Here is a 26,735-nt window from a genome sequence, read left to right as displayed (position 1 = left end):
CCGCCGCGAGTTTACCAGTCCCGCACCACGAGCTGCGCCGCAAGATTCTCCATGACATGCGACGGGTTGGTGTTCGTCGCGATCTGCCGCTCAGCCGCCTGCAGCAGATCGATCGCCCGCAGCGCGGCGCCGGTCCCATCTCCTTTGACCACTGCTCGACGAATCGATCCTCGCTGGTGCTCAGCAAGCAGCGAGAACATCCGGCGGGCCCAGTGCGCGTTGGCGGACTCCTTGCTCGCCTCCGGATTCGCCTTCACCCAGGCCGCCGCACGCTCCTCCACCAGCCGCGACATCGTCGCGCCCAGTTCCGGCGGCAGCCTCCCCGCATCGACCTGAGCCAGCAGCGGCGCCAGAGCCTCGTGCCAGCCGAACAGCCCGTTCTCGATCGCTGAGGCCGCCCACCCCGGCGAGCCGCCCGAGTACGCAGCGAGCCACTCGGCTTCCTTCGCCGAGATCTCCCTGGCCGTCTCACTCCCGGTCGACGCCATCCGATCCGCATAGGCCTTGAGCCATCGGTCCATCTCCCGCTGACCCAGCGTTCCGAAGGCCACCCGCTGGCATCGGCTCCGCACCGTTGGGCGGAGTTGCTCCTCGCTCGCGGTTACCAGGATGATGACCGCGCCCTCGGGAGGTTCTTCCAGCGTCTTGAGCAGCGTGTCCTGCGCATCATCACGCATCAACTCCGCCTCATCAACGATGAACACCTTGCCCGCAAGGGTCTTCCCCCGAACTCTCCGCGTCCGCACAGCCGGCTCGACCAGGAACTCACGCACCACGTCCACCGGGATCACCCGCTGCTTGCCGCTCCGCACGCTCGGCTCGCGGCTGATCCCTGCCAACTCCTTGTTCACGATGTGAAAGTCCGGGTGCGTGCCCGACTCGATCAGCCGCCGAGTCTCGCTGCCCTCTTCGGCCGCGAGGGCCCCGCTCAGATCGGGCGCCAGGGTCGGGTCCAGCAGCAACGCCCCGAAGGCGACTGCCGCCGTGAACTTGCCGACTCCCGCGGGGCCGCTGAAGATCCACGCGTGGTGGATCCGCCCGGAGTCCATCGCCTGCCGGAGCGTCGCCACGGCACGATCCTGGCCAAGCAGCCCCTCGAGCGTGGGCACGACGACGGCAGCGCCCGCGGCCGCCGGCGCCGCATCCGCGACACCCCGATCGGGCTTCGGCTTGTTCTTTCGGGCCGCCACGCCCCCAGCATAGCCCGGAATAAACCTCAGATGCTCTTGAGCTTGTTGAGCCCGTTGAGGGCCGCGATCTTGTAGCACTCGGCCAGCGTGGGGTAGTTGAACACGGTGTTCACGATGTGCTCGACGGTGCCGTTGAACGCCATGACGGCCTGCCCGATGTGAACCAACTCCGTAGCCTGCGTCCCGATGATGTGCACCCCAAGGATCGCGTGGCTCTCCTGGTGGATCAGCAGCTTGAGCATGCCGATGTCGTCGCCAAGCAGGTGGCCCCGGGCCGTCTCCTGGTATTGCGCCACCCCAGCCTCGTACGGAATCCCTTCCTTCGTCAACTGGTCCTCGGTCCAGCCGACCATCGAGATCTCCGGGATCGAGTAGATTCCATAGGGCAGCAACCGCTGCACCGCATCAGCACGCTCTCCGAACATGGCGCACGCCGCGAGCCGGCCTTGCTCCATCGACGTGCTCGCCAGCGCCGGGAACCCGATCACGTCGCCGACGGCGTAAATGTGGGGCTGCTGGGTCTGGAATCGCTCGTTGACCTTGATCCGCCCGCGATCGTCGGCCTCGAGCCCGGCCGCACCCAGGTTCAGCAGATCCGTACACCCCTGGCGGCCAACGCAGTACATCAGCGCATCGGCCCGGAGGGTCTTCCCGCTCTCCAGCGTCGCCTCCACCATCGCGTCGTTCCCCACCCGCGCCCCTGCCGGCGGATCGATCCGCTTGATGCTCACGACCTTCTCGCCCATCCGCAGCGTCAACCCCGCCTTTCGCAGGTGATACTGCAGGGCCTCGCAGATCTCGCTGTCCACAAAGTCGAGCAGCCGGTTCCGCCCCTCGATGAGTGTCACCCGCATCCCCAGCGATGTCAGCATCGACGCGTACTCGGTCCCGATCACCCCGCCGCCGACCACCATCATGGTCCGCGGCACGTAGGGCAGCCGCAGCAACTCGTCCGAAGTGATGACGTCCGTCGTGTCGAACGGGATGGACTTCGGCCGCGCCGGCGTTGTCCCGGTCGCGATCAAAAAGTTGGCTGCCTCGATCACCTCGGTCCCCTGCGCCCCCTCAACCTCGATGGTCGTCGGCCCGCGGAACTTACCCGTCCCCGAGTACAGGTCGATCCCGTTGGAGATCAGGTGCCCGCGAACGATCTCCACCTCGGCGCGAATCACACGGCTGCACGAGTCGGCGACCCGCTTCAGGCGCGTCGCCTGATCCATCACGATGTTCGACACCTCCGCCGCGTGCTCCTGTAGCGAGGTCACCGCCAGCACGGCCTCTCGCAGGGCCTTGCTGGGGATCGTGCCGGTGTTGATCGCCACGCCCCCGACAAACTCCATCTTCTCGACAACACAGGCTCGCTTCCCCAGCTTCGCGGCCTGGATCGCGCCCTTCTGCCCGCCCGGCCCGCTCCCGATCACACACAGGTCATACTTGCGCATCCGTGGCCCTCAAACCCGGCCCGCCGGGCCGGAACCGGAACCCCACTCCACCCCGAACCGGCACATCACAGGGGGCAACTGTACCATGTGCGGCGGTCGACAACCCCCGCCTGCCCCGGTGCCCGAATAGCATTGCGTTCGGTCCGTGACGCCGTTCGCCACGATATTCTCCCTCCGCACGCTCGTGGGAGACACCGATGCCACCCTCACTCGGCTCCGCCCCCGATTCACCAACCCGCGGCCCCCGGCCGATCCCCCACCACATGACCGCCGACGAAATCCGACGTCAGTTCATCGACTTCTTCCGGTCCCGGCCAGGGCCCGGCGCCGCTGGCCACACCTTCGTGCCCTCGTCGCCGGTCGTCCCGCACGACGATCCGACGCTGTTGTTCACCAACGCGGGCATGAACCAGTTCAAGCCGATCTTCCTGGGACAGGTCCAGCCCGGGAGCCCACTCGCGGGTCTCAGCCGCGCCACCAACTCCCAGAAGTGCATCCGCGCGGGCGGCAAGCACAACGACCTCGAGGATGTCGGCAAGGACACCTACCACCACACGTTTTTCGAGATGCTCGGCAACTGGTCCTTCGGCGACTACTTCAAGGCCGAGTCCATCGCCTGGGGTTTCGAGCTGCTCACCAAGGTCTACCGCATCCCCCCCGGCCGCCTCTACGCCACCTACTTCAAGGGCGACCCCGCCTCCGGTCTCGAGCCGGACCTCGAAGCCCGCGACCTCTGGTCCTCGCTGCTTCCCAGGGGACACGTCCTCCCGGGCAACATGAAGGACAACTTCTGGGAGATGGGAGAAACCGGCCCCTGCGGCCCCTGCTCGGAGATCCACTACGACCGCATCGGCGACCGCGATGCCAGCCGCCTGGTTAACGCCGGCGACCCCAATGTCCTTGAGATCTGGAACCACGTCTTCATCCAGTTCAACCGCGAGGATGCGGGCTCGCTCCGCCCCCTGCCCGCCCGCCACGTTGATACCGGCATGGGCCTGGAGCGACTCGTCAGTGTCCTGCAGAACAAGCTCTCCAACTACGACACCGATCTGTTCATGCCCATCTTCGCCGCGATCGAGCGCGCCACAGGCGCCCGCCCGTACATGGGCCGCCTCGGCGAAGCCGACAACGACGGCGTCGACACCGCCTACCGCGTGATCGCCGACCATATCCGCGCGCTGACGTTCGCCATCACCGACGGCGCCGTCCCGTCCAACGAGGGTCGCGGCTACGTCCTCCGCCGCATCCTCCGCCGCGCGGTCCGGTACGGGCGACAGATGCTCGGCGCCAAGGGCGGCTTCTTCTCCAACCTCGTTCCGGTCGTGGTCGATCGCATGGGCGAGTTCTTCCCCGAACTCACCATCAACCCATCCCGCGTCCGCGACATCCTCAAGGAAGAGGAAGACTCGTTCGGCAAGACCCTCGACCGCGGCATCTCCCTTACCGAGAAGGCCATGGTCGAGGCGCTCTCCGCCCGCATCGTCGCCGAGGACCCCTCCGCCGAACTCAAGACCGATCAGAAATCCCGCGACGGCCACCACCTCGACCTGGTCTTCAAGTCCGGCAAGTCCGGCAAGACCACCGGAGTCGATCTCCGGACGCTCACTCCCTCTTCCGTGGCAATGCTCCTCAAGCAGCCGCCCATCATCCCGGGCGACATCGTCTTCCTCCTCTACGACACCTACGGCTTCCCCACCGACCTGACCCGGCTCATGGCCGAGGAACGAGGCTTCCAGGTCGATCTCGCCGGCTTCGACACCCTCATGACCAAGGCCAAGGACAAGGCCCGCGCCGGCGGCAAGTTCTCCGCCCAGGGCGGCGGGCGGCTCACCCTGACGACCGAGACCGTCGCCCAGCTCTCCCGCCTCGGCGTCGAACCCACCGACGATTCCGAAAAGTTCGCCGCGAAAGACCTGCGCGCCAGTGTCCGCGCCGTCTTCAACGGCCAGAACTTCGACGAGTATGCCCGAGCCTCCCTGGGATCTCTCGTCCCCGTCGCCATCATCCTTGACCGGACCAGCTTCTACGCCGAGATGGGAGGCCAGGAGCACGACTCGGGCCGATTCGTCGTCACCCGCGAAGCCGGCGGAGACGGATCACACCAGGGCGGTGAGTTCAGGGTTGACTCGGTCCATGCCGTTGCCGGCTACGTGCTGCACATCGGGCACGTCGCTCGCGGCGAGATCCGCGTCGGCGACGACGTCGTGCTGAGCGTCGATCACAACCGCCGTTCCGCCATCGCCGCCAACCACACCGCGACCCACCTGCTCAACCTCGCGCTCCGTCAGACTCTTGGCGACGGCGTGGACCAGAAGGGCTCGCTCGTTGCCCCGGATCGCCTTCGCTTCGACTTCTCCCACTCCAAGCCCGTCTCGCCAGAAGAGCTCGCCAGGATCGAGTCGATCGTCCGCGACCGCATCACAGCGCGGCAAACCGTCTTTGCCGAGGCCGGTCCCCAGACGCTCGCCCGATCCATCACCGGCCTCCGCGCCGTCTTCGGCGAGGCCTACCCGGATCCCGTCCGGATCGTCTCCATCGGTGTTCCGGTGCAGGTCCTGCTCGATGACGCGGGCAATCCCAAGTGGCGTGATTACTCAATCGAGTTCTGCGGCGGCACGCACGTCTCCAATACCGGGGACATCGCCCAGTTCGTTCTGGCCTCCGAGGAAGGCGTCGCGAAAGGGGTCCGCCGCTTGGTCGCGCTTACCGGGGTCCCGGCACGCGCCGCCATCCAGTCCGCCGACAACCTTGCCCGCCGGATCGCCGACAACGCGTCACTCCAGGGTGACGCCCTCGCCGCTGAGGCCGCGGAAATCGCCGCAGAGATCGACCAACTCACACTTCCCACCGTGCGCAAGCACGAGCTGCGAGCCACACTTGCATCGCTGCAGGACCGCGTGAAGGCCTCTCAGAAGCAGGCCCTCGCCGCTCGGACGCAGGAAGTCGTTGCCATGGCCCGCCGCATCGGCGAGTCCTCCGCAGCATCCCTCGCAAACGTCGTGGTCCACTCCATCGAGGCCGGCTCCGACCGCGGCGCCCTCCAGGCCGCGATCGATGCAATCCAGTCCGCCTGCCCCAAGGCGGCGGTCATGCTCTTCAGCCCCGATTCGGAGCAGGGCAAGGTCTCGGTGCTCGCTTCGGTGCCCGATCTCCTCGTCAAGCGCGGCCTGAGCGCCTCCGACTGGATCCGCGCTGCGACCGAGGTCCTCGGCGGCAAGGGCGGCGGCAAGCCCAACTCCGCCCAGGGCGGCGGCACCGACCTCTCCAAGCTCCGCCCCGCGATCGATGCGGCGGAGGTCTTTGCCCACCGCAAACTCACCTGACTGCCCGCTGGGTTCCTGATGAAACCAAGTCACCCTCAATCCGCCCCCGGCGACCCGGACGACCGGAACCCGGATTTAGGGGAGCCCCCCCCCTTCGAGACCCTCGCCCCTCCCGCTACCCCCCAGGAGCGGAGGGCGAGGGAGCAGGACCTCGATGCGATGCGGTCCAACCTGGCCCGCCTCTCAGGCATTGGGATGGACTTCATCGCGGCGATCCTCGCCCTGGGGTTTCTCGGGTGGCTGATCGACCGCTGGCAGGGGGTCTCCCCGGTCTTCCTTTTGGTCGGCATCGGCATCGGCCTTGTCTACGGCACGATCCGCTTCATCCGCGACGCTCTAAAGGCCAACCGCCAGGCGATTGAGGACTCCCGCCGCCGCCACTCCAGGCACTGACCGAGTTTCCAAAATCCGGTGCCCAAGAACCACAACTTCCTTCAGCGCCCCCACTCGCCGAAGCGCCTGCATTCCGCTATCCTTCCACCCCCATTGGGGACTCCGTACGTCTCCCGATCAGGACCGCCTCGTGCACGCACCCGCCCACACGACTCCACAGCCTTCGTTCTCGACGCAGCCCATGCTGCGCATGCCGATGGTTCGCCTGGGTCTGACCATGCCCGCAGTCGCTGTGATCATCGCCGTTGTGGGCGCCGTGGTAACGGGTGTCGTGGTCAACCGGCCCGGCCTTGCCGCTGGCCTCCTCGCCGCCTCCGCCGTCCTCGGGGCATCGATCGCGAGCGTCGGGTTCATGTCCATGTTCAAGCCGCGGCCGGCGATCGGATGGGCCTTCGTCATCATCGCCGCGTCCAGCATCCGGCTGGTCCTTGCGACCGCCATCGCCACGGGTCTCTTTGTTTCCCGATCGCCATCCCCCGGCCCGTTCTGGACCGCCCTGCTGCTCGCCTGCTTCAGCACGCTCGCTGTTGAGCACATCCTGCTCCGCCCCGTGCTGCTCTCTTCGACCAGTCCCGCCGCACCGTCGGCCGCCCCGGAGTCGTCCCGCCCATGATGATCCCCACGCTCACCCTCGCCGCCGGCGGTTCCGTGAACCCCCTCGACCACGTGGTGGACCACCCGTTCATCACCTCGGCGTCCGGCTATTGGATCTGGTCGTCCAACGTCGGCACGCTCGTCCTGAGCGGCCTGATCATGATCTTCCTCTTCCCGCTCTTCGCCCGGCGGATCTCCACCGGCCCGCAGTCCGAGGGCGTCGACCGCTACGTCACCCGCGGCTCGTTCTCCCACACCTTCGAGGTCATCTGCACCTACCTCCGCGACGCCACCGTCCGGCCCCTCCTCGGCTCTCGCACCGATGCCTTCATGCCCTTCCTCTGGACGCTCTTCTTCTTCATCCTCATCAACAACCTCCTCGGGCTCATCCCGATCATCGACATCCTCCACCTGCTGTTCCCCTACCTGCGCGAGCACCACATCGCCCCGGTCGGCGGCACCGCCACCCAGAACATCTGGGTCACAGGCAGCCTCGCCCTCATCGCGGCGGTGGTGATCAACCTCTCCGGCGTGCGCGAACTCGGAATCGGCGGCTACCTCAAGCACCTCACCGCCGGAACCCCCGCCTACCTCTGGCCTCTGATGATCCCCATCGAGATCCTCGGCACCATCATCAAGCCCGTCGCGCTCGCCATCCGTCTCTTCGCCAACATGACCGCCGGGCACACCCTCATCGCGGTCCTCTTCCTGATCTTCGTCGGCCAGTCCCTCGCGAGCAGCTACCTGGTCGGCATCCCCGTCACCGCCCTCTCCGCCCTGGTCGCGGTGGCGATCAACTTCCTCGAGCTCTTCGTCGCCTTCCTCCAGGCGTTCGTGTTCATGTTCCTCACCACCGTATTCATCGCTCAACTCAGCCACCATCATGACCACGGGCATGATGAGGCACACGATCACGAGCACGCCCACGCGTGAACAACGGATCGATCCCGGCCGCGCGGCTCGCCCGCCCGGCCGCCGCACCCCTCGTGGCACCGTTTCAGAAAGGTTGATTCAGCATGAAGATCAAGTCCCTCCTTCTCGCCGCGGCCGCCATGGGCGCCGCTCCCTCCTTCGCCATGGCGCAGGCCACCGCGGGCGCGACGACCGGTCACGGCCTCGCCGCCGTGGGCGCCGGCCTCGCCGTCATCGGCGGCGGTCTCGGCATCGGCCTCATCGGCAAGGGTGCCGTGGAGTCCATCGCCCGCCAGCCCGAGGCCGGCGGTCCGATCGGCACCAACATGATCCTCACCGCGGCCCTCGTCGAAGGCGCGACCCTGTTCGCCGTCGTCGTCGGCCTGCTGGCGATCGTCCTCAAGTAATCGATTCTTCCGCCGGGCCGCCGACAGGCGTCCCCGCGGCTTGCACCGTCCCTATCCGTCCCCACCCGCCTCCCGATGAGGTTCCACCCAATGCTCCAGATCCCCGCCTTCCTCCGCACCGCGCTCATCGCCCTGAGCATCGGCCTCGCACTCGGCCTCTCGGCCGCGGCCCTGGCCCAGGACACCCACGCCCCGTCCGCAGCCCACGAGGCCGCGGCGTCCCACGGCTCCCACGACAAGGGTGAGCTGCCCCCGACCGTCTCGCAGGGCCTGGCGCCCGCCATCACCTCGATCATCGTCTTCATCATCGTCTTCGCGATCCTCGGCACGCAGGTGTGGCCCAAGGTCGTCAAGGGCCTCGCCGACCGCACCGACAAGATCCGCTCCGAGATCGAGGCCGCCGAGATGGCCCAACTCCAGGCCAAGGCCGCCCTCACCCAGTACGAGAAGAACCTCGCCGACGCCCGCGCCGAGGCCCAGCGCATGCTCGAGCAGACCAAGGCCGAGCAGACCGCCCTCGCCGCCCAGCTCAGGGCCCAGGCCGACGCCGACCTCTCCGCCATGCGCGAGAAGGCCCGTCGCGACATCGAGGCCGCGAAGCGCTCCGCCGTGATCGAACTCCACGACGCGGCCAGCAACCTCGCCACCAGCATCGCGGCCAAGATCCTCCGCCGCGAGATCTCCTCCGGCGACCAGCACCAGCTCGTCCAGGAGGCCATCGGCGAGCTGAGCAACGTCAGCCGCGCCTGATACCCCCCTCCCGCGACCACCCCTCGTTCCCCCGCCCGACTCATCGGAACCGTCCAATGCCCATGACCGAGAACGCCCCGGATGCCGTGTCGCGCGTCTACGCCACGAGCCTCTTCGAACTCGCCCAGCAGCAGGGCGGGCAGGCCCGCGTCGAGGAACTCCTCGCCGAGCTCGAGGACATCATCGAGCTCACCCGCCAGGATCCCCGATTCGGAGAGTTCATCGCCTCACGCATCGTTCCCGCCGAGGGCCGCGCCGAGGGTCTCCGCCGCATCTTCGCCGGGCGAATCAGCGATGTCACGCTCAACTTCCTCCTCGTCCTCAACCACAAGGACAGGCTTGGCCACCTCGCCCAGATCGTCTCCGCCTACGACCAGATCACGCAGCACGCCTTCGGCCGCATCGAGGTCGACGTCTTTACGCCCTCGCCCATCGGCCCGGATGAACTCGCCGCGATCCGCGATCGCCTCCGCGCCGTCCTCTCCCGCGAGCCTGTCGTGCACCCCTACACCGATCCCAAGATGATCGGCGGCCTCCGCCTCCAGATCGGCGACCAGCTCATCGACGCCTCGATCTCCACTCGTCTCCGCAAGCTGCACGAGCAGCTGACCGAGCGAGGATCGGCCACCCTCCGCGGCCGGTTTGATCGGATCTTCGACGAGCACAACAACGGCAACTGATCGGCTTCCGCCCGTCTCACGTCGGTCTGCTGGACGGTTGCATGCGGCGCCCGCGCGAGCACGCTCGCGGCTACCATCCCGCCCAAGCACCACCACCCTGCCCGAGGTTTCAGATGCCCAAGAAGACCATCGACGCCGTTGACGTCTCCGGAAAGAGGGTCCTCATTCGGGCTGACTTCAACGTCCCACTCGACGGCACCAGGATCACCGACGATCGTCGCATCACCGAGGCCCTCCCCACCATCAAGTCCGTCCTCTCCCGCGGCGGATCCTGCATCCTCATGTCCCACCTGGGGCGCCCGGAGGGAGCCGGATTCGAGGACGAGTTCTCCCTCGCCCCGGTTGCGACTCGCCTCGCAGAACTGCTCGGCATCCCGGTCCCGCTCCCCTCGAACGACTGCGTCGACGCCGCCTCCGCGGCCGCGGTCGCCGCGCTCCAGCCCGGCAATGTCCTCCTCCTGGAAAACCTCCGCTTCCACAAGGCCGAGAAGAAGAACGACCCCTCGTTCGCCGCGAAACTCGCCGCTTACGGAGACGTATACGTCAACGACGCCTTCGGGACCTGCCACCGCGAGGAGGCGTCCATGGTCGCCGTCCCGGTCGCCATGCAGGGCAAGCCCCGGGTCGCCGGCCTCCTGGTGCAGAAGGAACTGCGGTTCCTCGGCGAGGCCCTCGCGAAGCCGGCCCGCCCGTTCGTCGTCGTCCTCGGCGGCGCCAAGGTCGCCGACAAGATCCCCGTCATCCACAACCTGCTCCCCAAGACTGATGCCGTGCTCATCGGCGGCGCCATGGCCTACACCTTCCTGAGCGCCCTTGGCCAAAACGTCGGCGATTCCCGCGTCGAGACCGATCGCATCAAGGACGCCCAGGCGATCATCGACCAGGCCGCCCGCCTCAAGTGCGAGCTGCACCTGCCCAAGGATCACATCTGTTCAAGCTCGTTCGCGGCCGAGGGCGGACAGGTCCGCACCTTCGAGGGCCCCATCCAGAATGGCTTCATGGGCCTCGATATCGGCCCGGGCACCCAGGTTGAGTTCGGCACACGGATACGGCGTGCCAAGACCATTGTCTGGAACGGCCCCATGGGCGTCTTCGAATGGCGGGCATTCAGCGTCGGCACCCGCTCCATCGCCGATGCCATCGTCGCCGCCACCAAGTCCGGCGCGACCTCCATCGTCGGCGGCGGAGACTCGGCAGCCGCAGCGGACGCCTTCGGCCTCGCCGACCAGTTCTCCCATGTCTCAACCGGCGGCGGCGCCAGCCTGGAGATGCTCGGCGGCGACAAGTTCGCCAGCATCGAGCTGCTCGACGAGGCCTGAACCGCCGCTACACGCGCCCGAACCGCTTCTCCAGCTCGCGGATGGTGACGCGGATCGACGTCGGCCTGCCATGCGGGCAGTTGCTCGACCGCTCCACTTCCTCGCGCATCTTCAGCAAGTCTCGCAGCTCCGACTCGGTCAGCCGGTCGCCCGCCTTGACGGCGGCCTTGCACGCCATCATGTCCAGCACCTCGTGCAGGGCCTCCTCGCTCCCGGGCACGAACTCCGAGGCCTCCGCCTTCTCCAGCAGTTCCTTCACGAAGGGACCAGCATCGACCTCACGGTCGAACAGGAACGTCGGGAACCCCTGCACCGCCACCGCTGCGGGGCCGATCGGCTCCACCTCGATCCCCAGCCGCTCGAACAACGGCGCCAGATCGCCGAGCCGGTCCAGTTGCCGACGCGTCACCTCCACCACCGGCGGCACCAGCATGCGCTGGCTCTCCAGACGCGCCGGCTGACCATCTGTCCCGCCCCGACCCGAGATCCTCGCGATGAGGTCCTCGAACATCACCCGTTCGTGCAGAGCGTGCTGGTCGACGATCACGATCCCCTGCTCGTCCTGCGTGACCACAAACGAGTTGTGCACCTGCAGCACCCGCTCCGCCGGCCGAGGCTGGTCGATCGGTCCCGGTTCCGCGGCCCGGGGCGATGCCGCGGGATCGGTCGATCCGCCCTGCACCGCCTCGCGGATCGCCTCGAAGCTCAACCGCTCTCCCGATGGGGCCGCGGGCTGGCGCTGGAAATAGTCCACGAAGCCGCCTGGCGCCGGCGAGCCACCCACGCCCACCACCGCCCGATCCTCTCCGGCCGATCCATGCCCACTTTGCCCTCGCCACCCGATCCCCGCTACCGACGGCGTGAGGTCCGCCCCCGCAAGGGCCTCGCGGATCGCCCTGAGCACGACCGAGTGCACCACACTCTGATCGCGGAACCGCACCTCGGTCTTGCGCGGATGCACGTTGACATCCACCGCCCCCGGGTCCATCTCGATCATCAGCACCGCAGTGGGGAACCGCCCCGGCTCGATGAGCCCCCGGAACGCCTCCTTGATCGCGTGCTGGATGCTCTTGTCGCGGATCGGCCTGCCGTTCAGGAAGACCCACTGCGCCTTCGCCGTCGCCCGCGCAATCGACGGCAGCCCGACAACCCCCCACATCGCCAGTCCGCGCGAGTCATCAAACCGGTCCGCATGCACCTCAACCAGTTGCGACTCGATCTCCGCCCCCAGCACCGCCACCACCCGCTCCCGCGGCGACTGCCCAGGCGCCAGGTCGATGCCGCGCTTCCCATCCGTGCTCGCCGCGAACCCGATCGCCGGGTGCGACATGGCCAGCGTCTCGACAATGTCCAGGCAATGCCCCTGCTCAGTCGCCGGAGTCCGAAGGAACTTCCGCCTCGCCGGCGTGTTGAAGAACAGGTTCCGCACCGTGACGCTTGTCCCGACCGGCCCCCCTGCGGGCGTCACCTGGCCGATCCGTTCTCCCTCCGCCTCCACCTGGCTCGCGGCCGTGTCGGCTGCCCGGCGCGACCGCATCGACAGCCTCGAGACGGACGCGATCGACGCCAGCGCCTCCCCCCGGAAGCCCATCGTCCCGATGCGGTCCAGATCAGCGGCCTCGGTGATCTTGCTCGTCGCGTGGTCCGCAAGGGCCAGCGACAGGTCCTCGGGCGCGATCCCGCACCCATCGTCGGTCACGCGGACCAGTTCGATCCCGCCCCCTTCCAGGTCAACCGTGATCCTGGTCGCGCCCGCATCCAGCGCGTTGTCCACCAGTTCCTTCACCACCGATGCGGGACGTTCCACCACCTCGCCCGCCGCGATCTGGTTCACCAGCAGCGCGGGGAGTTTTCGGATCCGCCTCTCTCGACCGTCAGGTGGCGTCATCGGGCGATCCTACGCCGCCTCGTTTCGATCGCCCGCCCGCCTCAACCCTCAGCATCCAGGGCCAGGTCGAGCGAAACCGCGTGGTGAGTGAGCCCCCCCACGCTGATCCGCTCCACCCCGGTCGCCGAGATCTCCCCGATGGTTTCCAGCGTCACCCCGCCGGAGGCCTCCAGTTCAACGGCGACCGCGGATTCCCCCCTCATCCCGACCGCCCGGCGTAACTCCTTCGGCCCCATGTTGTCCAGCAGTACCACGTCAACGCGGCATCCCCCGCCCGCCAGCAGCGCCGCCAGTTGGTCCAGGGAGTCGACCTCGCACTCCACGAACCGCACTCCCCCGGGGACAGCCTTCGCACGCTCCACCGCCGCGCCGACGAACCCTGCGAGCCGATCCGGCGGCACCCCCGCAAGGTGATTGTCCTTGATCAGCACGGCGTCGTACAGCCCGATCCGGTGACACCGCCCACCCCCGCACCGCACCGCGTACTTCTCAAGCACCCGCATCCCCGGCGTCGTCTTCCGCGTGTCGTACACCCCCGCACGGCCGCCGAGCGCCCCCGCCGCCTGCACATACTCCCGCGTCCTTGTCGCCACCCCGGAGAGCCGCCCCACGACATTCAGCAGCGTCCGCTCCGCTGCGAGAATCTCCCGCAGCGGCCCATCAAGACGAGCGACCTCCTGGCCCGGGCTCACGGTGAGCCCGTCGGAGACAAGCACGCTTAGCCGTGTGCCCGGTGCCAAGACGCTGACAACTGTCGAAGCCACCGCGAGGCCCGCGAGCACGCCGGCCTCACGGGCAACCACAACCGCCCGGCCCACCCGGCCGGCGTCGATGCATACCCCGCTGGTCACGTCCCCCCGAGCGCCGAGGTCCTCATCCCGCGCCAACTCCACCAGCCGCCGCACGAGCCCATCCCGTGCCAGTTCGGCGTAGAGCTCACCCAGACTCAACTTGTTCAGATCGACCACGGTCAGCTCCCCCCGAATCAGTCCCGCGCGATCGACTCGGCCATCTTCCGGGCCAGCTCCGCGCCGGTGCTCTTCTCCAGCGACCCCGCCTTCCACCCCATGCCCAGGCCCCGGCCATCATCCGTCTTCGGGATCACGTGGAAGTGCACGTGGAACACCGCCTGGTGGGCCGCAGCGCCGTTGTTCTGCAGCACGTTGTACGCCTCGCACCCGGTGACCTCGATCACCGCCCGGCACACCCGCGGCAACACCCGACCGACCGCCGCGGCCGCTTCATCGGAGAGCCTGTCAAGCGTGGCGGCCTCCTCCTTCGGGACAACCAGGGTGTGCCCGGGAGAGAGCGGGCCGATGTCCAGGAACGCCAGCACGTGCTCGTCCTCGTACACCCTGTGGCAGGGGATCTCGCCGCGGATGATCTTCGAGAAAATGGTCTCGGCCATGACCACACAGTAGCCGCCGCCCCACGCCGCCCGGGCGGCGACCCGCGTCGTGTTCCGCCGGGCCGTGCGTATCCTTCCGCCTGTTCCCGGTTTCCAGCTCCCAGGAGGTCTTCATGGGTCTTCTCGATGGCAAGGTCGGCCTCATCGTCGGTGTCGCGAACGACCGCTCGTACGCCTGGTACATCGCCAAGTCGATCATCGACAACGGCGGCAAGTGCGCCTTCACCCACCTCCCTGGCGAGAAGAACGAGCGACGCACCCGCAAGGCGGTCGAGCAGTTGGGCGTCTCCGACCCCTGGCTCTTCCCGATGGAAGCCTCCAGCGACGAGCAGATCGACGCCGCCTTCACCCGCTACGCCGAGTCCTTTGACAAGATGGACTTCCTCGTCCACTCCATCGCCTTTGCCGACCGCGAGTTCCTCCAGGCCGGAAAGTTTGTCGAGACCCCCCGGCAGGCCTATCTCGCTGCGATTGATATCTCCGCCTACACCCTGCTGGCCATGGCGCGCCGCGCCAAGGATCTGCTTGCCAAGGCCGGTGGCGGCAGCGTGATGGCCATGTCGTACTACGGGGGCGAGAAGGTCGTCCCCGGCTACAACGTCATGGGCGTCGCCAAGGCCGCCCTCGAGTGCACCGCCCGCTACCTCGCCTTCGACTTGGGCGCCCAGAAGACCCGCGTCAACATCATCTCGGGCGGCTACCTGCGGACGCTCGCGTCCTCCGCCGTCGGCGGCGCGGAGGAACTCTCGAACCAGGCACTCATCAAAGCGCCCCTCCGCCGCCCCACCGAGGGTTCCGACGTCGGCAAGACCGCCGTCTACCTCGCCAGCGACCTCTCCGACGGTGTCACCGGTGAGACCATCTACGTCGATTGCGGCATCAACATCGTCGGGGTCTGACCGCCCGATCCGGTGTCGCCCGTGTATGCTGCCTCCCGATCAACGGGAGCCCCCATGCTTAAGCCACACGTTCTGATCTGGGTTGCCGCGAGCATCATCGGCGTTGCCGTCGGCGTCTGGGCCTACTTCTCCGGCCATTACCCCGCGGGCAAGTCCGCGTTCGTCGGGCTTGGCGCGGCGGGCTTTGGCTATGCCGCTACGGCGCTGCTGGTCGGCATCGTCCAGGGGATGCGTTCCCCCGGCCCCGGCAAGCACCGCCAGTAACGTCCAATGCCCCCACCGCGTCCGATACGGACCGCTCCAGGAGCCCGCCAGACCGGCCCCGTCAAGGACCATCGCCGGCCGTGCCGATACCCCAGTATGAGCGTGCTCGGCCCGGGCAACTCGATCGTCACGCAGTCTGTCGCCGGCGCCCCGGGGGCCGAGCGGATCGCGTCCCGCGACGCCGCCCGACGGCGGCAGGGCCCCGCCGAATCCCGTCGGCCGCAGGACGAGATCGACCTCGAGGTCTCACAGACCCAGACCGATTCGGCCGTCCGCAACCTGGCCTCGAATGACCGCGAAGAGGCCCGCGAGGACCGGCGCGAGCACCCCGCTTACGGCCCGCCGCAGCAGGGCGAGCCTCCCCCCAACATCGACGTGCAGGCCTGACCCCGTTACCGGTGGAAGTACCGCTTGAAGCCGTGGATGGTCACGGCCCGGCCGATCGCCGCGATCGACTCGGTCAGCGGGATGTTCTTCGGGCACACTTCGACGCAGTTCTGCGCGTTGCCGCAGTCCGACACCCCGCCCTGAGCCATCATCACGTCGAGCCGGTCCGACGCGAGCCGCTCGCCGGTCGGGTGCATGTTGAAGTACCGCACCTGCGAGATCACCTGCGCCCCGACAAACGACGAGTCCCACTTCGATGGATCGCTCTCGAGGGTGTACTGCGGGCAAGCCTCGAGGCAGCACCCGCAGGTCATGCACTCCGAGAGCTTGTAACGGACCTCCTGCCTGTCGGAGGTCTCCTTCGGCCCCTGGCCCAGGGAGTACGTGCCGTCGATGGGCACCCATCCCTTGATCCGCTCCAGGTTGTGGAACATCCGCGAGCGATCCACCCAGAGGTCTCGAACCACCGGGAACTTGCTCATCGGCTCCAGCGTGATCTCGTCCCCGTCCCCCGGCGCGTGCTCATCGATCAGGCACGAGCACGATTGCCGCACCCTCCCGTTGATAACCATGCTGCACGCACCGCACACCTCCTCGAGGCACCCCGAGTCCCACACCACCGGCGTCGTCCTCTTCCCCTCGGCCGTCACCGGGTTCGCTGCGATCTTCTGCAGGCAGGAGATGATGTTCGCCCCGCGATCGACCGCCACGGGGAACGTCTCCCAGTACGACGGCTTGCCCGGTCCGTCGCACCGTTTGATGCGGAGGCGCACCGTCCGCCCCGGTCGCGCGGATGCTCGACGGGCATGGCCATTGGTAGTGCCGGCGTTGCTCATGCGTTGCCCTTCCTCACTCACACGGCCCCGGCCGCCGCCGGTGTGCTGCCCGTCTTCGCCCCGCTCTTGTCTTCCACTTTTCCGTACGTGCGCGCGGTCGCCTTGGTCAGCGACGCGTCGATGGGCACGAACTCGATGCTCGTCGTCCTTGTTCGGGGATCGAACTTCGCCAGTGTCGTCTTCATGAAGTTCGCGTCGTCGCGTTGCTGGTAATCCGTGCGGTAGTGGGCCCCGCGGCTCTCCTTCCGCTCGATGCTCGCCATCGCGATCGCCTCCGCCACGACCAGCATGTCCCCCACTGCCCGCGTGTACGTCAGCGACTGGTTCGTCCACATCGCCGCGTCGGGCAGGCACACCCTTGCGTACCGCTCCTTCAGTTCCGAGATCTTCCCCAGGCACTGCTCCAGGCGAGGCCCGCTCTTGACCACCGTGCACGCGGCGGTCATCTCGTCCCCGAGTTCCTTGTGGATCAGGTACGGATTCGTCGCCGCTTCGCCCCCGCCCTTGCCCGCCGTCTCCAGGATCGCGCGGTACTTCGCGGTCTCCTGCCGCTCGACCGTCTCGAACACCGTCGCACGCGCTGACTCGGCCGGCCGCTTCGACGGCTCGCCGTCCCGCAGGTAGTTCACCACGCTCACGCCGCAGAACAGCCCGTCGAAGATGCACGACAACAGCGCGTTCGCCCCCAGCCTGTTGGCCCCGTGGTACGCGAAGTTCACCTCCCCGAACGCGTACAGCCCGGGCACGTTGGTCTGCATGTTCGTCATCTCGCCGGGCGCCATGCCCAGCCCGATGTCGGCCCCGATCGGCGTCGCAGCCCCCGAGCGGTGTTTCTCCAGCGGCTGGGGCGGCGTGTACCGCCCCTTCACGTACGTGGTCCACAGCCCGCCCATCGAGTAGTGCACCGCCGGGAAGATCTTCATAGGTTCGCGACGCGGGTCGACACCCACAAACTTCTCGTAGATCTCCAGGATCCCGCCCAGCTTCCTCGTCAGCTCGTCCGGGTCCTTGTGAGTCAGATCGAGGTACACGGCGTTCTCGCCGCCCACGCCGAGCCCCTGGTTGACGCACACGTCGAAGATCTCACGCGTCGCGATGTCCCGGGGCACAATGTTCCCGTACTTTGGGTACTTCTCCTCGAGGAAGTACAGCCGCTCCGCCTCCGGGATGTCCCTGGCCGGGCGAGAGTCGCCCTGCAACCGGGGCACCCAGATCCGTCCCCCCTCGCCGCGCGCCGATTCGGACATCAGCCGCAGTTTGTCCGCCCCGGGAACCGCGGTCGGGTGCACCTGGATCATCTCCGGGTTCCCGTACCACACCCCCGCCTGGTAGCACCGTCCGGCCGCGGCGCCGGTGCACATGATCGAGTTGGTCGACTTGCCGTACACCAGCCCGCACCCACCGGTCGCCATCACCACCGCGTCGGCGCGGAACGCGCGGATCTGCATCGTTCGCAGATCCTGTGCCGCGATGCCGATGCACCGCCCCTCGTCGATCACCGGCCACAGAAACTCCCAGAACTCGTACTTGGTGACCTTCGCCTCGGCCTCGTACCTCCGCACCTGCTCGTCCAGGGCGTACATCAACTGCTGCCCCGTCGTCGCCCCGGCAAAGTGGGTTCGCTTGAACAATGAGCCGCCGAACAGCCTCAGGTCGCGGAATCCCTCCGCCGTGCGGTTGAACGGGACCCCCATGCGGTCCAGCAGGTCGATCACCCGGGGCGCCCAGTTGGCCATCTCCAGCACCGGGTGCTGGTCCGCGAGGTAGTCCCCGCCGTAGACCGTCTCGTCGAAGTGCTCGTACTCCGAGTACCCCTGCTGCCGGGCCACGTCGTTGCACGCATTGATCCCGCCCTGCGCACACACCGAGTGCGACCGCTTCACCGGCACCAGCGAGAACAGGTCCACCGGAACCCCCGCCTCGCCCAGGCGCACCGCCGCCGCGAGCCCCGCCAACCCACCACCGACGACAATCACACGCTGCTTCACCATGCTCCGACTCTTTCCCGCGGCCGCGGACGGCCGCGATTCGCATCAGCCTCACTCGCCGGATTGGCCGACCGTCGCAGTCTCACCCGCGTGCATGCCCTCCGCGTGCCCCCCGTGCACGCTCCGCTCGGCCGACTCCGCGCGCCGAATGTCCAGCGTCGCAAACCCGATGACGGCCCCCCACGCCATCAGCATCAGCCCCGCCCCGATCGCCGTGCACACCTGCCCCCAACGCCGCATCGCCATCCGCGATTGGGTCACCCCCCAGGTGATCGCGGCCGTCCACAGGCCGTTCGCAAAGTGGAACACCAGCGCCGTCACGCCCACCATGTATCCGACGGTGACGATCGCTCCGCCCAGCGTCATTCCCTGCGTGCCGCCCTGCAGCACCGCCCCGAGCGTCGACGCCGCGAACGTCGCTGACCACTCCGTCCCGCCCGGCACCAGGAACGTCCAGTGCCATCGCAGCGTCGCGATGTGGTAGAAGATGAACAGGATCCCGATGTAGCCGGTCATCCGCTGCAGCCAGTACCGATAGTTCGCCTGGTACGCGTACCGGGATGTATTCGACTTCCCGCTTATCGCGTACACCACGCCCAAGCCGGCGTGGAACGCGATCGGCAGCCACAGCACGAAGATCTCGATCAGGATCAGCGCCGGCAGCGAGTGGATCCAGTTCACCTCTTCCTGGAACGCCGCCGCGGCGGAATGCCCGTGCACCCGCTTGCGCGAATCCAGGTGGCCCCACAGGATGGTGGAGTTCGTCGTGAGGTGCGCGATCAGGAACGCGCCGATAGGAACGATGCCCGAGAGCGAATGGAGCCGGCGGAGCAGGTAGTAGTGCTTGTCAAGGAACGACTCGGACTGTCCCACCAACGGTTCCCTCCAGAGCCCAATCACCCCCCCACTCGAACGGGGAGCGGGTCACCCTCACACCCTCCCACCCCATCCTCAGGTCAGTTTCAATCCGCCGGGCGACCCGCCGATCTTCCCGCCCGCCTCCTGTTTCGCGATCGCCGCGGCGACCGCTTTGGAGATCTCCACAAATCGCATCCGCAGTTCGCTCAGCGTCTGGGTGAGGTCGTGGTCTTCCTGCTCGGTCAGGTTGCCCTTGGTCTTAGTCGCCAAAACCTCCAGCAAGTCGATGTGGAACTTGGAGTGCTCCAACGACACCACCGCCCGGCCCGTTTCCGGATCCGGGAACGCCCCCATGTACATCAGGGCCTGGGTCACCATGGTCCCGAGCAGCGTCTGGAAGTCCGCCGGGGGCATGCGACCGGAGTCCGGCCCGCCGGGCACGCCGCGGGCATCCGGTCCGGTTCCCGCCTTGCTCGCCTTTTCCTGTTCCGCGGCTGCCAACCGGGCCTTTTCGGCCTGGGCCTGGGCCTTCCAGTCGCTGTCCACGATGATCTTGGGGGCTTGCGGGGTCGGCTGGTCGGCCATTGGTGGGGCCCTTTCCGGGGATTGACCGAGTATATGCAGGGGTTGGCGGAGTGTCGGGTTTGCACCTAACCTGTGAGCCGAGGAGTACGCGATGCGAGCACTCACAAACCGGCCGATTCAGGCGTCGGGGGCGCGTCTGACTTTGCTGGCCGTGGCCCTCCTCGGCTCGGCGGCCTTGGCCGCCTGCTCCACCAGCGGCGGGAACCAGTCGGTGGTCAGCGCCTCAGACTTCCAGCAGTCCGTGCCGGTCCGTTCGCTGGGTGCTCCGACCGTGGAGGCCCCCTCATCCGCCTCCCCTCCAAGTCCAGCCAGCCTCTCCGCCTCTCGCGTTCCCACGATGAGCGCATCGTCCGCCTCGGAGGGCGCCATCGACATCTCGTCCTACGCGGGTCCGCCTCGCGATGTCGACCCCGCGCCCAAAGCGGCCGGACAGTCAATCCTTGTCGATTCCCTCGTCGGGCAGATCAACGGCCACCCGATCGTGGCCTCGGCGTTCTTCGAGAAGAGCAACCTCGAGGGCCGCCTCCGCCAGTTGAGCAACCAGTACCCGGCGCCGGCCGCGTGGATCGCCGAGGCCACGAGGATCATCCGGGACGAACTCTTCCAGAAGGTGAAGGACGAACTGCTGCTCGCCGAGGCGATGTCCAAGCTCACGCCCGAGATGAAGGAAATCGGCCTTCGTCAGTTCCTGGGGCAACTCCGCAGCGACTACATACGACAGTCCGGGGGCGCGGAACTCGTCGCCGAGCAGCAACTCATCGAGACCGAGCAGACCACGCTGGATCAGATGGCCAAGAAGAAGCTCGAAGAGCGTCTCATTGCCATGGAGCTCTCGCAGCGTGTCGCCAGCCGCGTCAACGTCAGCCCTCGCGACGTCTGGATCTACTACCAGGCGAACAAGGATCGCCTCAGCCCGCCTGGCACCGCTCAGTTCCGCATGATCCGCATCAAGAAGTCTGATTCCATCAGCGCCGACAAGGTCTCGGTCGCGCTGGCCAGCGGCACGCCCTTCGACACGCTGGCCGAAGACGATACGATCAACCTTGCAGCTGGCGGCGGAATGCACACCGCGAACCTGACCGGCACGTACCAGGCCTCCGAACTGTTCGGCCCCAAGCCGCTCAACGACGCCGCCCATTCGATCGGCGTCGGCGAAGTCGCTGGCCCCGTGACGCTCGGCAACGATCTCTACTGGATCAAACTGGAGAAGATTGATCAGCCGGAGCCGGTATCGTTCTACGATGCTCAGCTCTCCATCGCGGACCGATTGCAGAATAGCCGGATGAACGCGGAGATGAACCGCTACTTCAACTCGCTCCTCGAGCGAGGCTCCTACAGCGATCTCAACGTCATGAGTGAGCGGCTGGTCATCATCGCGTACCAGCGGTTCTACGGTTCCCCGTCCTGAGCAGGGCCCACGTTGTTGTCGCCGCTCTTTGCCAGGACCTGGGCCGCACTCCTTCGCCGCCCCCCGGAGACCCCCGCCGCCGCCGAGCGTCGCCTCGGTCGCGCCGGCGAGCGAGCCGCCGCCCGCCTCCTGCGTCGTTCGGGCTACCGCATCCTCGCCCGCAATGTCAGGGTCCCTATGGGCGAGGCGGACATCGTCTGCGTCGCGCCGGACCGACGGACGATCGTCGTCGTCGAGGTTAAGACCCGGCGCACCATCCCCGGCCGGATCCAACCCCCTCCCGAGGCCAACATCCACGCGCACAAGCGACGAAAACTCCTCAGCGTCGCCAGGCACCTCGCCGCCGCCAACCGTTGGAACGATCGCCCCGTTCGAATCGATGTTGTCGCCGTGGAGTGGCCGGCCCGCGGCAAGCCGATCCTCCGCCACCACATCGCCGCGGTGTGATGCGGATCGGCAGCGCTCCTGCCTGACAGATCTACAATCCGGCTCCTCCTCACTGTCACGGAGCCCGCTATGAAGCGATCGTCACCTCGCTCAGCCTGCCGAATGATCGCTGCCGGAATGGTGCCCTTGCTGCTCGCCGCTCCGATGCTCGCCCAACCGCCGTCTTCTCCTCCACCAGCACGCCCCGCACCCGAGAAGCTCGCATCACTCGTCTGGATTCCCGGCGGCGAGTTCGACATGGGGAGCACCGATCCGCTCGCGCGCCGGGACGAAGCGCCGATCCACCGCGTCCGCGTCGATGGCTTCTGGATCAGCCCCACCGAGGTCACCAACTCGCAGTTCGCCAACTTTGTCGAGGCGACCGGCTACACGACCACCGCCGAGCGGGCGGTTGATTGGGAACAACTCCGCCAGCAGGTCGCCCCGGGCACCCCGAAGCCGCCCGACGACATGCTCCGCCCGGGCTCGCTCGTCTTCGTCCCGCCGCCGGGACAGCCCGGCGAATCGTGCGCCGACCTCAGTTGGTGGCAATGGACCATCGGCGCCGATTGGCGCCACCCCGAGGGCCCCGCTTCCGACATCACCGACCGGATGGACCACCCCGTCGTGCAGGTCTCCTACGAGGACGCGCTGGCCTACTGCGCCTGGGCCGGCGGCCGCCTCCCGACCGAAGCCGAGTGGGAGTTCGCCGCCCGCGGCGGGCTGAAGGACGCCGTGAACCCGTGGGGCAACGAGCCCATCGGCCCGACCCGCGCCAACACCTGGCAAGGCAGCTTCCCCCGCGTGAACTCCCACGAGGACGGATTCGTGCGGACCGCCCCCGTAGCGTCGTACCCGCCCAATGGATACGGGCTCTACGACATGGCCGGGAACGTCTGGGAATGGACCAGCGACTTGTTCCGGGATGACACCTACGCGCTCATGGCCCGGTCGCTCGGCCCCGATGGCGTCGCCGCGAACCCCAAAGGGCCACCGGCCTCCCATGATCCCCGCAACCCGCATGCCCCGGATGTCCGCGTCCAGCGCGGCGGATCCTTCCTCTGCAACGATTCGTACTGCGCCAGCTATCGCGTCAGCGCTCGGATGGGCTGCACGCCCGATACCGGGATGAGTCACGTGGGCATCCGCCTGGTGCGCGACGCCGAGGCCCCCAAGCCAACCGCGCCCGCCCAGCCGATCGCTCCGCCCGCCGCCGTGACACCGCCTGCATCGGACCACTGACCACGCCCCGATCACGCTGTCTCCGTTGCAACCTTCTGTGATGCCAAGGCGCCGCGGAACTGCATCTCCAATCGCATCTCCGCGGCCCGCGTCGGATCCGGGTGCAGCGGCAGGATCAGGCTGAACATCGAGCCCCGGCCGAGTTCCGATTGCACGTGGATCTCGCCCTGCAGCAGCGAGGTCAACTCCTTCGAGATCGCCAGCCCAAGCCCGGTCCCCGCGTGCCGGCGAGTGATGCCCGACTCGAGTTGCCGGAACTTCTCGAAGATCTTCGGCAGGTCCTCCTCCGCGATCCCCGGCCCGGTGTCCAGCACGCTGATCCTCACCCGGTCCACGCTCTCCGCCCCCTCGCTCGCTCGCCCCACCAGTTTCTCGGCCCGAAGGACCACCCGCCCCCCCTTCGGCGCCCCGGGCGCGAGCTCCGCCGCGGCCTCGTCGGCCCGCGCCGGGTCGCCCGTGAACTTGATCGCGTTTGACAGCAGATTGAACACGATCTGCTGCAGTTTCTTCGGATCCGTTTCCACCAGCGGAAGGTCCGGCGAGATCTCCACGGCCAGGTCCACGCCACTCTTGTCCGCCAGCGGGCGCAGCATCGCCGCCAGCGCGTTGCAGGTATCAGCGACGTTGATCGTCTCCAGGTGCAGCGCCGTCCGCCCCGCCTCCACCTTCGCCATCTCCAGTAGGCTGTTGATCATCTCCAGCAGCGTCTTGCCCGCCGTAATGATGTGCTCGAGGTACCGCCGCCGCTTGGTCAGCCGCGTCGAGTCGTCCCCGGCCGCAGCCTCCTTCTCCGCGATCTCCAGCAGCAACTCCGCAAACCCGATGATCGAGTTCAGAGGCGTCCGCAACTCGTGGCTGACATTCGCCAGGAACTCGCCCTTCACCCGGTTCGCCTCGTGCAGCGCCAGGTTGCGTTCGGCCAACTCCCCCACCCTCACGTCCAGCGCGGTGTTGATCGCCCTGAGCTGGTCCGACCCCGCCTGCAGCCCCTCGAGCATCTGGTTGAACGTATCCGAAAGTTCCTCGAACTCGTCCCCGGTGTCGATCGACGACCGCGTCGAGAGGTTCCCCAGCCGCACCGACTCGGCCGTCTCCTTCAGCGACCGCACCGGGCTCAGGATCAGCCGGTTCGTAATCAGGTAGAACACCAGCACCGCGAGCCCCAACGCAATCAGGCCCGCGGCCAGCAGGTAGATGGTGTTCTGCACCAGCTGCCACGCCGCGCCGCTGTTGGTCTGCGTCAGCAGGATCATCCCCTGCAGCGAGTCGTCGTCGGCCCGCACCGCCTTCGCGTACCACTCCAGCCGGCCCGAGCGCCGCCACTGGCTGGAGAACGACTCTACCGCGTTGTCGTCCGCCGCGAAACGGTTCCACGCCCGCTTCACGAACCGCGAGGTGTCATCCGGATCCGGTCGATCGATCTGCTCCTGCGCCATCGCCGCCGACAGCATCACGATGTCAGCCCCACCCAGCCGCTCAACCACCCCCGGCGGCGTCCCCTTCCCCGCCGCGGCGTCCCGCTGCACGATCCGCTCCCACGCCAACACCAGCCGCGACGCGGAGTCCCGCCGTCCCTCCTCGACCATCGAGTTGAGACGGAACCACGGCACCGCCAGCGCGGAGACGATGATGAGCACCACCGCCGCACCGAACAGCAGCAGACACTTGTTCGCCAGTGAGATCCCGCGCCACATGCCCCGAAGTGTACCGGTCGGCCCGGGTGCCCAGCGCACGAGGCCGGACCCGCCGCGGCGACGGTCCCCCGCGATTCGCTCATCCGCCGACCTAAACTCCCGCTCCCGATGCCTACCCGCACCGTCTACATCGAGACCTTCGGCTGCCAGATGAACGAGCTCGATTCCGAGCTGGTCACCGGCCAGCTCCGCTCCCTGGGCTACCGCTTCACTCCCGACCGCGCCCAGGCCGACGTCGTGCTCTACAACACCTGCTCCGTCCGCGAACACGCCGAGCAGAAGGTCTGGAGCCGCCTGGGCGAACTCCGGGAGCGCAAGGAGGCCGATCCGTCGCTGGTCGTCGGCGTCCTGGGCTGCCTCGCCGAGCGCGACGGCGAGACCCTCATCCGCCGGATGCCCGTCGTCGATCTCCTCTGCGGCCCGGGCGAACTGGACAAGCTCCCCACCCTGCTCGACAACGCCGTCCGCACCCGCGCCGCCCTCGCCGGCGACGAGCCCTCGCTCGATCCCTCCGGCCGCGTCCGCCTCCGCTCCGCCGGCGAACTCGCCCTCCAGGGCAACACCTCGCGCCGCAGCGGCACCCTCGCGGCCGCCCAGGACTCCCTCGAACTGCTGGATCTTTCCCGCGCCGTCGCTCCCGATGGCGCCGCACCCCACACCCGCACCGCCTACGTCCGCATCACCCGCGGCTGCAACAAGTTCTGCACCTACTGCGTCGTCCCCTTCACGCGGGGCGCCGAGGTCCACCGCCCGCCCGACCACATCATCGAGGAGTGCAAGCGCCTCGCCGATTCCGGCGTCATCGAGATCACGCTCCTGGGCCAGACCGTCAACCACTACCGCTTCGAGCACGGCGCCGCCGTCAGCGTCAACGGCATCACCCAGCCGCAGAAGGGCCGCTCCTACCTCGGCGGACACCGGCGCGACCCGTTCGCGGGCGATCGCACGACCACCTTCGCCGACCTGCTCCGCCGCATCCACGACGAGGTCCACGCGATCCAGCGCCTCCGCTTCGTCACCAGCTACCCGCGCGACTTCGGCGACGACGTCCTCGAGGTCATCCGCGACCACCCGCGAATCTGCCGCTACCTCCACGTCCCGGGCCAATCGGGCTCCGACCGCATTCTCAAGCTCATGAACCGCGGCTACTCGGTCGCCGAGTACCTCGACTTCCTCGCCCGCGTCCACTCCTTCCTGCACCAGCCCGAACTCGGCAGGCCCGTCACCATCGCCGGGGACATCATCGTCGGCTTCCCCACCGAGACCGACGACGACTTCGCCGCCACCGAGTCTCTCCTCCGCGCCGCCCGCTACAAGAACTGCTTCATCTTCAAGTACTCACCCCGCCCCGGCACCTCCGCCTACGACCGCCTCGCCGACGACGTCCCCGAGGCAACCAAGCGCCTCCGCAACAACGCCCTGCTCGCCTTGCAGAACTCCATCAGCGCCGCGGTCTCGGCCGAGTACGTCGGAACCACGGTTCCCGCGTTCGTCACAGGCCTCTCGCCGCGCGAGCAGAAGAAGCAGAAGTCGGCCGCCCCCGCGCCGGGCACGCTCCAACTCACGATCGGCGGCCGCGAGGCTCGACAGCCCGCGCCCGCGGCCGACCCGTCCTCCGAACCGCCACAGATGTCCGCCCGGACGGACGGCGATCTGATCGTCCTCTTCGATGCGCCTCGCGGCTCGAGCCCCGATGACCTCATCGGCCGCATCATTCCCCTGCGCATCGTCGAGGCCTCCACGCTGGCGCTCAAGGGCGTTGTCGAAACGCGATGATGGTCGATCGAACGTCGAGCGTGTGAATCCACAGCATGCAATCGGCCGTGCTGATGTCGAAAGCGC

General features: G+C 67.8%; 25 protein-coding genes. 15 read left to right on the top strand and 10 right to left on the bottom strand.

The features are described 5' to 3' along the window. Positions 1-11: 11 nt before the first annotated feature. Both KF745_01910 and sthA read right to left on the bottom strand, forming a co-directional pair. Positions 12-1,190 carry a hypothetical protein gene (locus KF745_01910; protein ID MBX3357162.1) on the bottom strand — a complete coding sequence of 393 codons (1,179 nt, stop codon included), beginning with the start codon at positions 1,188-1,190 and terminating at the stop codon, positions 12-14. Positions 1,191-1,216: 26 nt separating this feature from the next. Next, positions 1,217-2,632 (bottom strand): Si-specific NAD(P)(+) transhydrogenase, encoded by a 1,416-nt coding sequence (gene sthA / locus KF745_01905; protein ID MBX3357161.1) that lies wholly within the window; start codon positions 2,630-2,632, stop codon positions 1,217-1,219. Positions 2,633-2,829: 197 nt separating this feature from the next. Here sthA and alaS point away from each other — a divergent pair, with 197 nt between their 5' ends. The 8 genes from alaS (at position 2,830) to KF745_01865 (ending at position 11,010) form a co-directional block, all read left to right on the top strand. After that, complete coding sequence (alaS, locus tag KF745_01900; GenBank protein ID MBX3357160.1) at positions 2,830-5,955, top strand: alanine--tRNA ligase; 3,126 nt, start codon at positions 2,830-2,832, stop codon at positions 5,953-5,955. A gap of 18 nt (positions 5,956-5,973) precedes the next feature. Beyond that, positions 5,974-6,348: an AtpZ/AtpI family protein gene (locus tag KF745_01895; protein ID MBX3357159.1), complete on the top strand. Its 375-nt coding sequence runs from the start codon at positions 5,974-5,976 to the stop codon at positions 6,346-6,348. Positions 6,349-6,478: 130 nt separating this feature from the next. Then, positions 6,479-6,961: a hypothetical protein gene (locus tag KF745_01890; protein MBX3357158.1), complete on the top strand. Its 483-nt coding sequence runs from the start codon at positions 6,479-6,481 to the stop codon at positions 6,959-6,961. Then, entirely contained in the window at positions 6,958-7,875 is a 918-nt protein-coding gene (gene atpB / locus KF745_01885) for a F0F1 ATP synthase subunit A (protein ID MBX3357157.1), read from the top strand. The genes KF745_01890 and atpB overlap by 4 nt, the downstream gene beginning before the upstream one ends. 143 nt (positions 7,876-8,018) lie before the next feature. Then, positions 8,019-8,261 (top strand): ATP synthase F0 subunit C, encoded by a 243-nt coding sequence (gene atpE / locus KF745_01880; protein MBX3357156.1) that lies wholly within the window; start codon positions 8,019-8,021, stop codon positions 8,259-8,261. 90 nt (positions 8,262-8,351) lie between these two features. Next, entirely contained in the window at positions 8,352-9,011 is a 660-nt protein-coding gene (gene atpF, locus KF745_01875; protein MBX3357155.1) for a F0F1 ATP synthase subunit B, read from the top strand. Positions 9,012-9,067: 56 nt separating this feature from the next. Next, entirely contained in the window at positions 9,068-9,691 is a 624-nt protein-coding gene (gene atpH, locus KF745_01870) for an ATP synthase F1 subunit delta (GenBank protein MBX3357154.1), read from the top strand. 113 nt (positions 9,692-9,804) lie between these two features. Then, positions 9,805-11,010 (top strand): phosphoglycerate kinase, encoded by a 1,206-nt coding sequence (locus KF745_01865; GenBank protein MBX3357153.1) that lies wholly within the window; start codon positions 9,805-9,807, stop codon positions 11,008-11,010. Between the two features lie 7 nt (positions 11,011-11,017). On the opposite strand, the gene mutL is transcribed toward KF745_01865, so the two are convergent. The 3 genes from mutL to KF745_01850 are packed head-to-tail and all read right to left on the bottom strand — an operon-like array spanning position 11,018 to position 14,306. Then, positions 11,018-12,898, bottom strand: a complete 1,881-nt coding sequence (gene mutL / locus KF745_01860) for a DNA mismatch repair endonuclease MutL (protein ID MBX3357152.1) — start codon at positions 12,896-12,898, stop codon at positions 11,018-11,020. A 41-nt stretch (positions 12,899-12,939) separates the two neighbouring features. After that, entirely contained in the window at positions 12,940-13,866 is a 927-nt protein-coding gene (gene nadC, locus KF745_01855; GenBank protein MBX3357151.1) for a carboxylating nicotinate-nucleotide diphosphorylase, read from the bottom strand. A 17-nt stretch (positions 13,867-13,883) separates the two neighbouring features. Beyond that, the gene (locus KF745_01850; protein ID MBX3357150.1) at positions 13,884-14,306 is read right to left on the bottom strand and encodes an HIT family protein; all 423 of its coding nucleotides are present in this window, start codon (positions 14,304-14,306) and stop codon (positions 13,884-13,886) included. Between the two features lie 113 nt (positions 14,307-14,419). Here KF745_01850 and KF745_01845 point away from each other — a divergent pair, with 113 nt between their 5' ends. From KF745_01845 to KF745_01835, 3 genes are all read left to right on the top strand, one after another. Continuing rightward, positions 14,420-15,205 carry an SDR family oxidoreductase gene (locus KF745_01845; GenBank protein ID MBX3357149.1) on the top strand — a complete coding sequence of 262 codons (786 nt, stop codon included), beginning with the start codon at positions 14,420-14,422 and terminating at the stop codon, positions 15,203-15,205. Positions 15,206-15,259: 54 nt separating this feature from the next. Then, positions 15,260-15,469, top strand: a complete 210-nt coding sequence (locus KF745_01840; protein MBX3357148.1) for a hypothetical protein — start codon at positions 15,260-15,262, stop codon at positions 15,467-15,469. 96 nt (positions 15,470-15,565) lie between these two features. Further along, entirely contained in the window at positions 15,566-15,856 is a 291-nt protein-coding gene (locus KF745_01835; GenBank protein MBX3357147.1) for a hypothetical protein, read from the top strand. 5 nt (positions 15,857-15,861) lie between these two features. On the opposite strand, the gene sdhB is transcribed toward KF745_01835, so the two are convergent. From sdhB to KF745_01815, 4 genes are all read right to left on the bottom strand, one after another. After that, on the bottom strand, positions 15,862-16,692 hold the full coding sequence (gene sdhB / locus KF745_01830; protein MBX3357146.1) for a succinate dehydrogenase iron-sulfur subunit: 831 nt from the start codon (positions 16,690-16,692) through the stop codon (positions 15,862-15,864). Positions 16,693-16,709: 17 nt separating this feature from the next. Next, a complete protein-coding gene (gene sdhA, locus KF745_01825) occupies positions 16,710-18,683 on the bottom strand; it encodes a succinate dehydrogenase flavoprotein subunit (GenBank protein ID MBX3357145.1) in 1,974 nt (657 codons plus the stop codon). 48 nt (positions 18,684-18,731) lie between these two features. Continuing rightward, positions 18,732-19,553 (bottom strand): hypothetical protein, encoded by an 822-nt coding sequence (locus KF745_01820; protein ID MBX3357144.1) that lies wholly within the window; start codon positions 19,551-19,553, stop codon positions 18,732-18,734. Positions 19,554-19,631: 78 nt separating this feature from the next. Continuing rightward, positions 19,632-20,123, bottom strand: a complete 492-nt coding sequence (locus KF745_01815; GenBank protein MBX3357143.1) for a DUF1844 domain-containing protein — start codon at positions 20,121-20,123, stop codon at positions 19,632-19,634. Between the two features lie 91 nt (positions 20,124-20,214). Here KF745_01815 and KF745_01810 point away from each other — a divergent pair, with 91 nt between their 5' ends. From KF745_01810 to KF745_01800, 3 genes are all read left to right on the top strand, one after another. Next, complete coding sequence (locus KF745_01810; GenBank protein ID MBX3357142.1) at positions 20,215-21,531, top strand: peptidyl-prolyl cis-trans isomerase; 1,317 nt, start codon at positions 20,215-20,217, stop codon at positions 21,529-21,531. 15 nt (positions 21,532-21,546) lie between these two features. Then, a complete protein-coding gene (locus KF745_01805; protein ID MBX3357141.1) occupies positions 21,547-21,978 on the top strand; it encodes a YraN family protein in 432 nt (143 codons plus the stop codon). Positions 21,979-22,095: 117 nt separating this feature from the next. Further along, on the top strand, positions 22,096-23,199 hold the full coding sequence (locus KF745_01800) for a formylglycine-generating enzyme family protein (protein MBX3357140.1): 1,104 nt from the start codon (positions 22,096-22,098) through the stop codon (positions 23,197-23,199). An 11-nt stretch (positions 23,200-23,210) separates the two neighbouring features. Here KF745_01800 and KF745_01795 read toward each other — a convergent pair whose 3' ends face one another. After that, the gene (locus KF745_01795) at positions 23,211-24,893 is read right to left on the bottom strand and encodes a HAMP domain-containing histidine kinase (GenBank protein ID MBX3357139.1); all 1,683 of its coding nucleotides are present in this window, start codon (positions 24,891-24,893) and stop codon (positions 23,211-23,213) included. Positions 24,894-25,001: 108 nt separating this feature from the next. Here KF745_01795 and KF745_01790 point away from each other — a divergent pair, with 108 nt between their 5' ends. Further along, a complete protein-coding gene (locus KF745_01790) occupies positions 25,002-26,669 on the top strand; it encodes a radical SAM protein (protein ID MBX3357138.1) in 1,668 nt (555 codons plus the stop codon). Positions 26,670-26,735 lie beyond the last annotated feature (66 nt).

This window comes from Phycisphaeraceae bacterium (assembly GCA_019636655.1).
In the GTDB taxonomy this organism is placed as follows: domain Bacteria; phylum Planctomycetota; class Phycisphaerae; order Phycisphaerales; family UBA1924; genus JAHBXB01.
The sequence above is the reverse complement of the archived record's forward strand: the minus strand, read 5'-3'. Positions and strand labels throughout refer to the sequence as shown.

Excerpts from the sequence above, each read along its gene's own strand:
- atpH (MBX3357154.1), top strand. The coding sequence starts at position 9,068 with ATGCCCATGACCGAGAACGCCCCGGATGCCGTGTCGCGCGTCTACGCC.
- sthA (MBX3357161.1), bottom strand. The coding sequence starts at position 2,632 with ATGCGCAAGTATGACCTGTGTGTGATCGGGAGCGGGCCGGGCGGGCAG.
- sdhA (MBX3357145.1), bottom strand. The coding sequence starts at position 18,683 with ATGGTGAAGCAGCGTGTGATTGTCGTCGGTGGTGGGTTGGCGGGGCTC.
- sdhB (MBX3357146.1), bottom strand. The coding sequence starts at position 16,692 with ATGAGCAACGCCGGCACTACCAATGGCCATGCCCGTCGAGCATCCGCG.
- KF745_01845 (MBX3357149.1), top strand. The coding sequence starts at position 14,420 with ATGGGTCTTCTCGATGGCAAGGTCGGCCTCATCGTCGGTGTCGCGAAC.
- mutL (MBX3357152.1), bottom strand. The coding sequence starts at position 12,898 with ATGACGCCACCTGACGGTCGAGAGAGGCGGATCCGAAAACTCCCCGCG.
- atpE (MBX3357156.1), top strand. The coding sequence starts at position 8,019 with ATGGCGCAGGCCACCGCGGGCGCGACGACCGGTCACGGCCTCGCCGCC.
- atpF (MBX3357155.1), top strand. The coding sequence starts at position 8,352 with ATGCTCCAGATCCCCGCCTTCCTCCGCACCGCGCTCATCGCCCTGAGC.
- KF745_01800 (MBX3357140.1), top strand. The coding sequence starts at position 22,096 with ATGGTGCCCTTGCTGCTCGCCGCTCCGATGCTCGCCCAACCGCCGTCT.
- KF745_01835 (MBX3357147.1), top strand. The coding sequence starts at position 15,566 with ATGAGCGTGCTCGGCCCGGGCAACTCGATCGTCACGCAGTCTGTCGCC.
- KF745_01895 (MBX3357159.1), top strand. The coding sequence starts at position 5,974 with ATGAAACCAAGTCACCCTCAATCCGCCCCCGGCGACCCGGACGACCGG.
- KF745_01850 (MBX3357150.1), bottom strand. The coding sequence starts at position 14,306 with ATGGCCGAGACCATTTTCTCGAAGATCATCCGCGGCGAGATCCCCTGC.
- atpB (MBX3357157.1), top strand. The coding sequence starts at position 6,958 with ATGATGATCCCCACGCTCACCCTCGCCGCCGGCGGTTCCGTGAACCCC.
- KF745_01790 (MBX3357138.1), top strand. The coding sequence starts at position 25,002 with ATGCCTACCCGCACCGTCTACATCGAGACCTTCGGCTGCCAGATGAAC.
- KF745_01815 (MBX3357143.1), bottom strand. The coding sequence starts at position 20,123 with ATGGCCGACCAGCCGACCCCGCAAGCCCCCAAGATCATCGTGGACAGC.
- KF745_01840 (MBX3357148.1), top strand. The coding sequence starts at position 15,260 with ATGCTTAAGCCACACGTTCTGATCTGGGTTGCCGCGAGCATCATCGGC.
- KF745_01865 (MBX3357153.1), top strand. The coding sequence starts at position 9,805 with ATGCCCAAGAAGACCATCGACGCCGTTGACGTCTCCGGAAAGAGGGTC.
- KF745_01810 (MBX3357142.1), top strand. The coding sequence starts at position 20,215 with ATGCGAGCACTCACAAACCGGCCGATTCAGGCGTCGGGGGCGCGTCTG.
- KF745_01795 (MBX3357139.1), bottom strand. The coding sequence starts at position 24,893 with ATGTGGCGCGGGATCTCACTGGCGAACAAGTGTCTGCTGCTGTTCGGT.
- alaS (MBX3357160.1), top strand. The coding sequence starts at position 2,830 with ATGCCACCCTCACTCGGCTCCGCCCCCGATTCACCAACCCGCGGCCCC.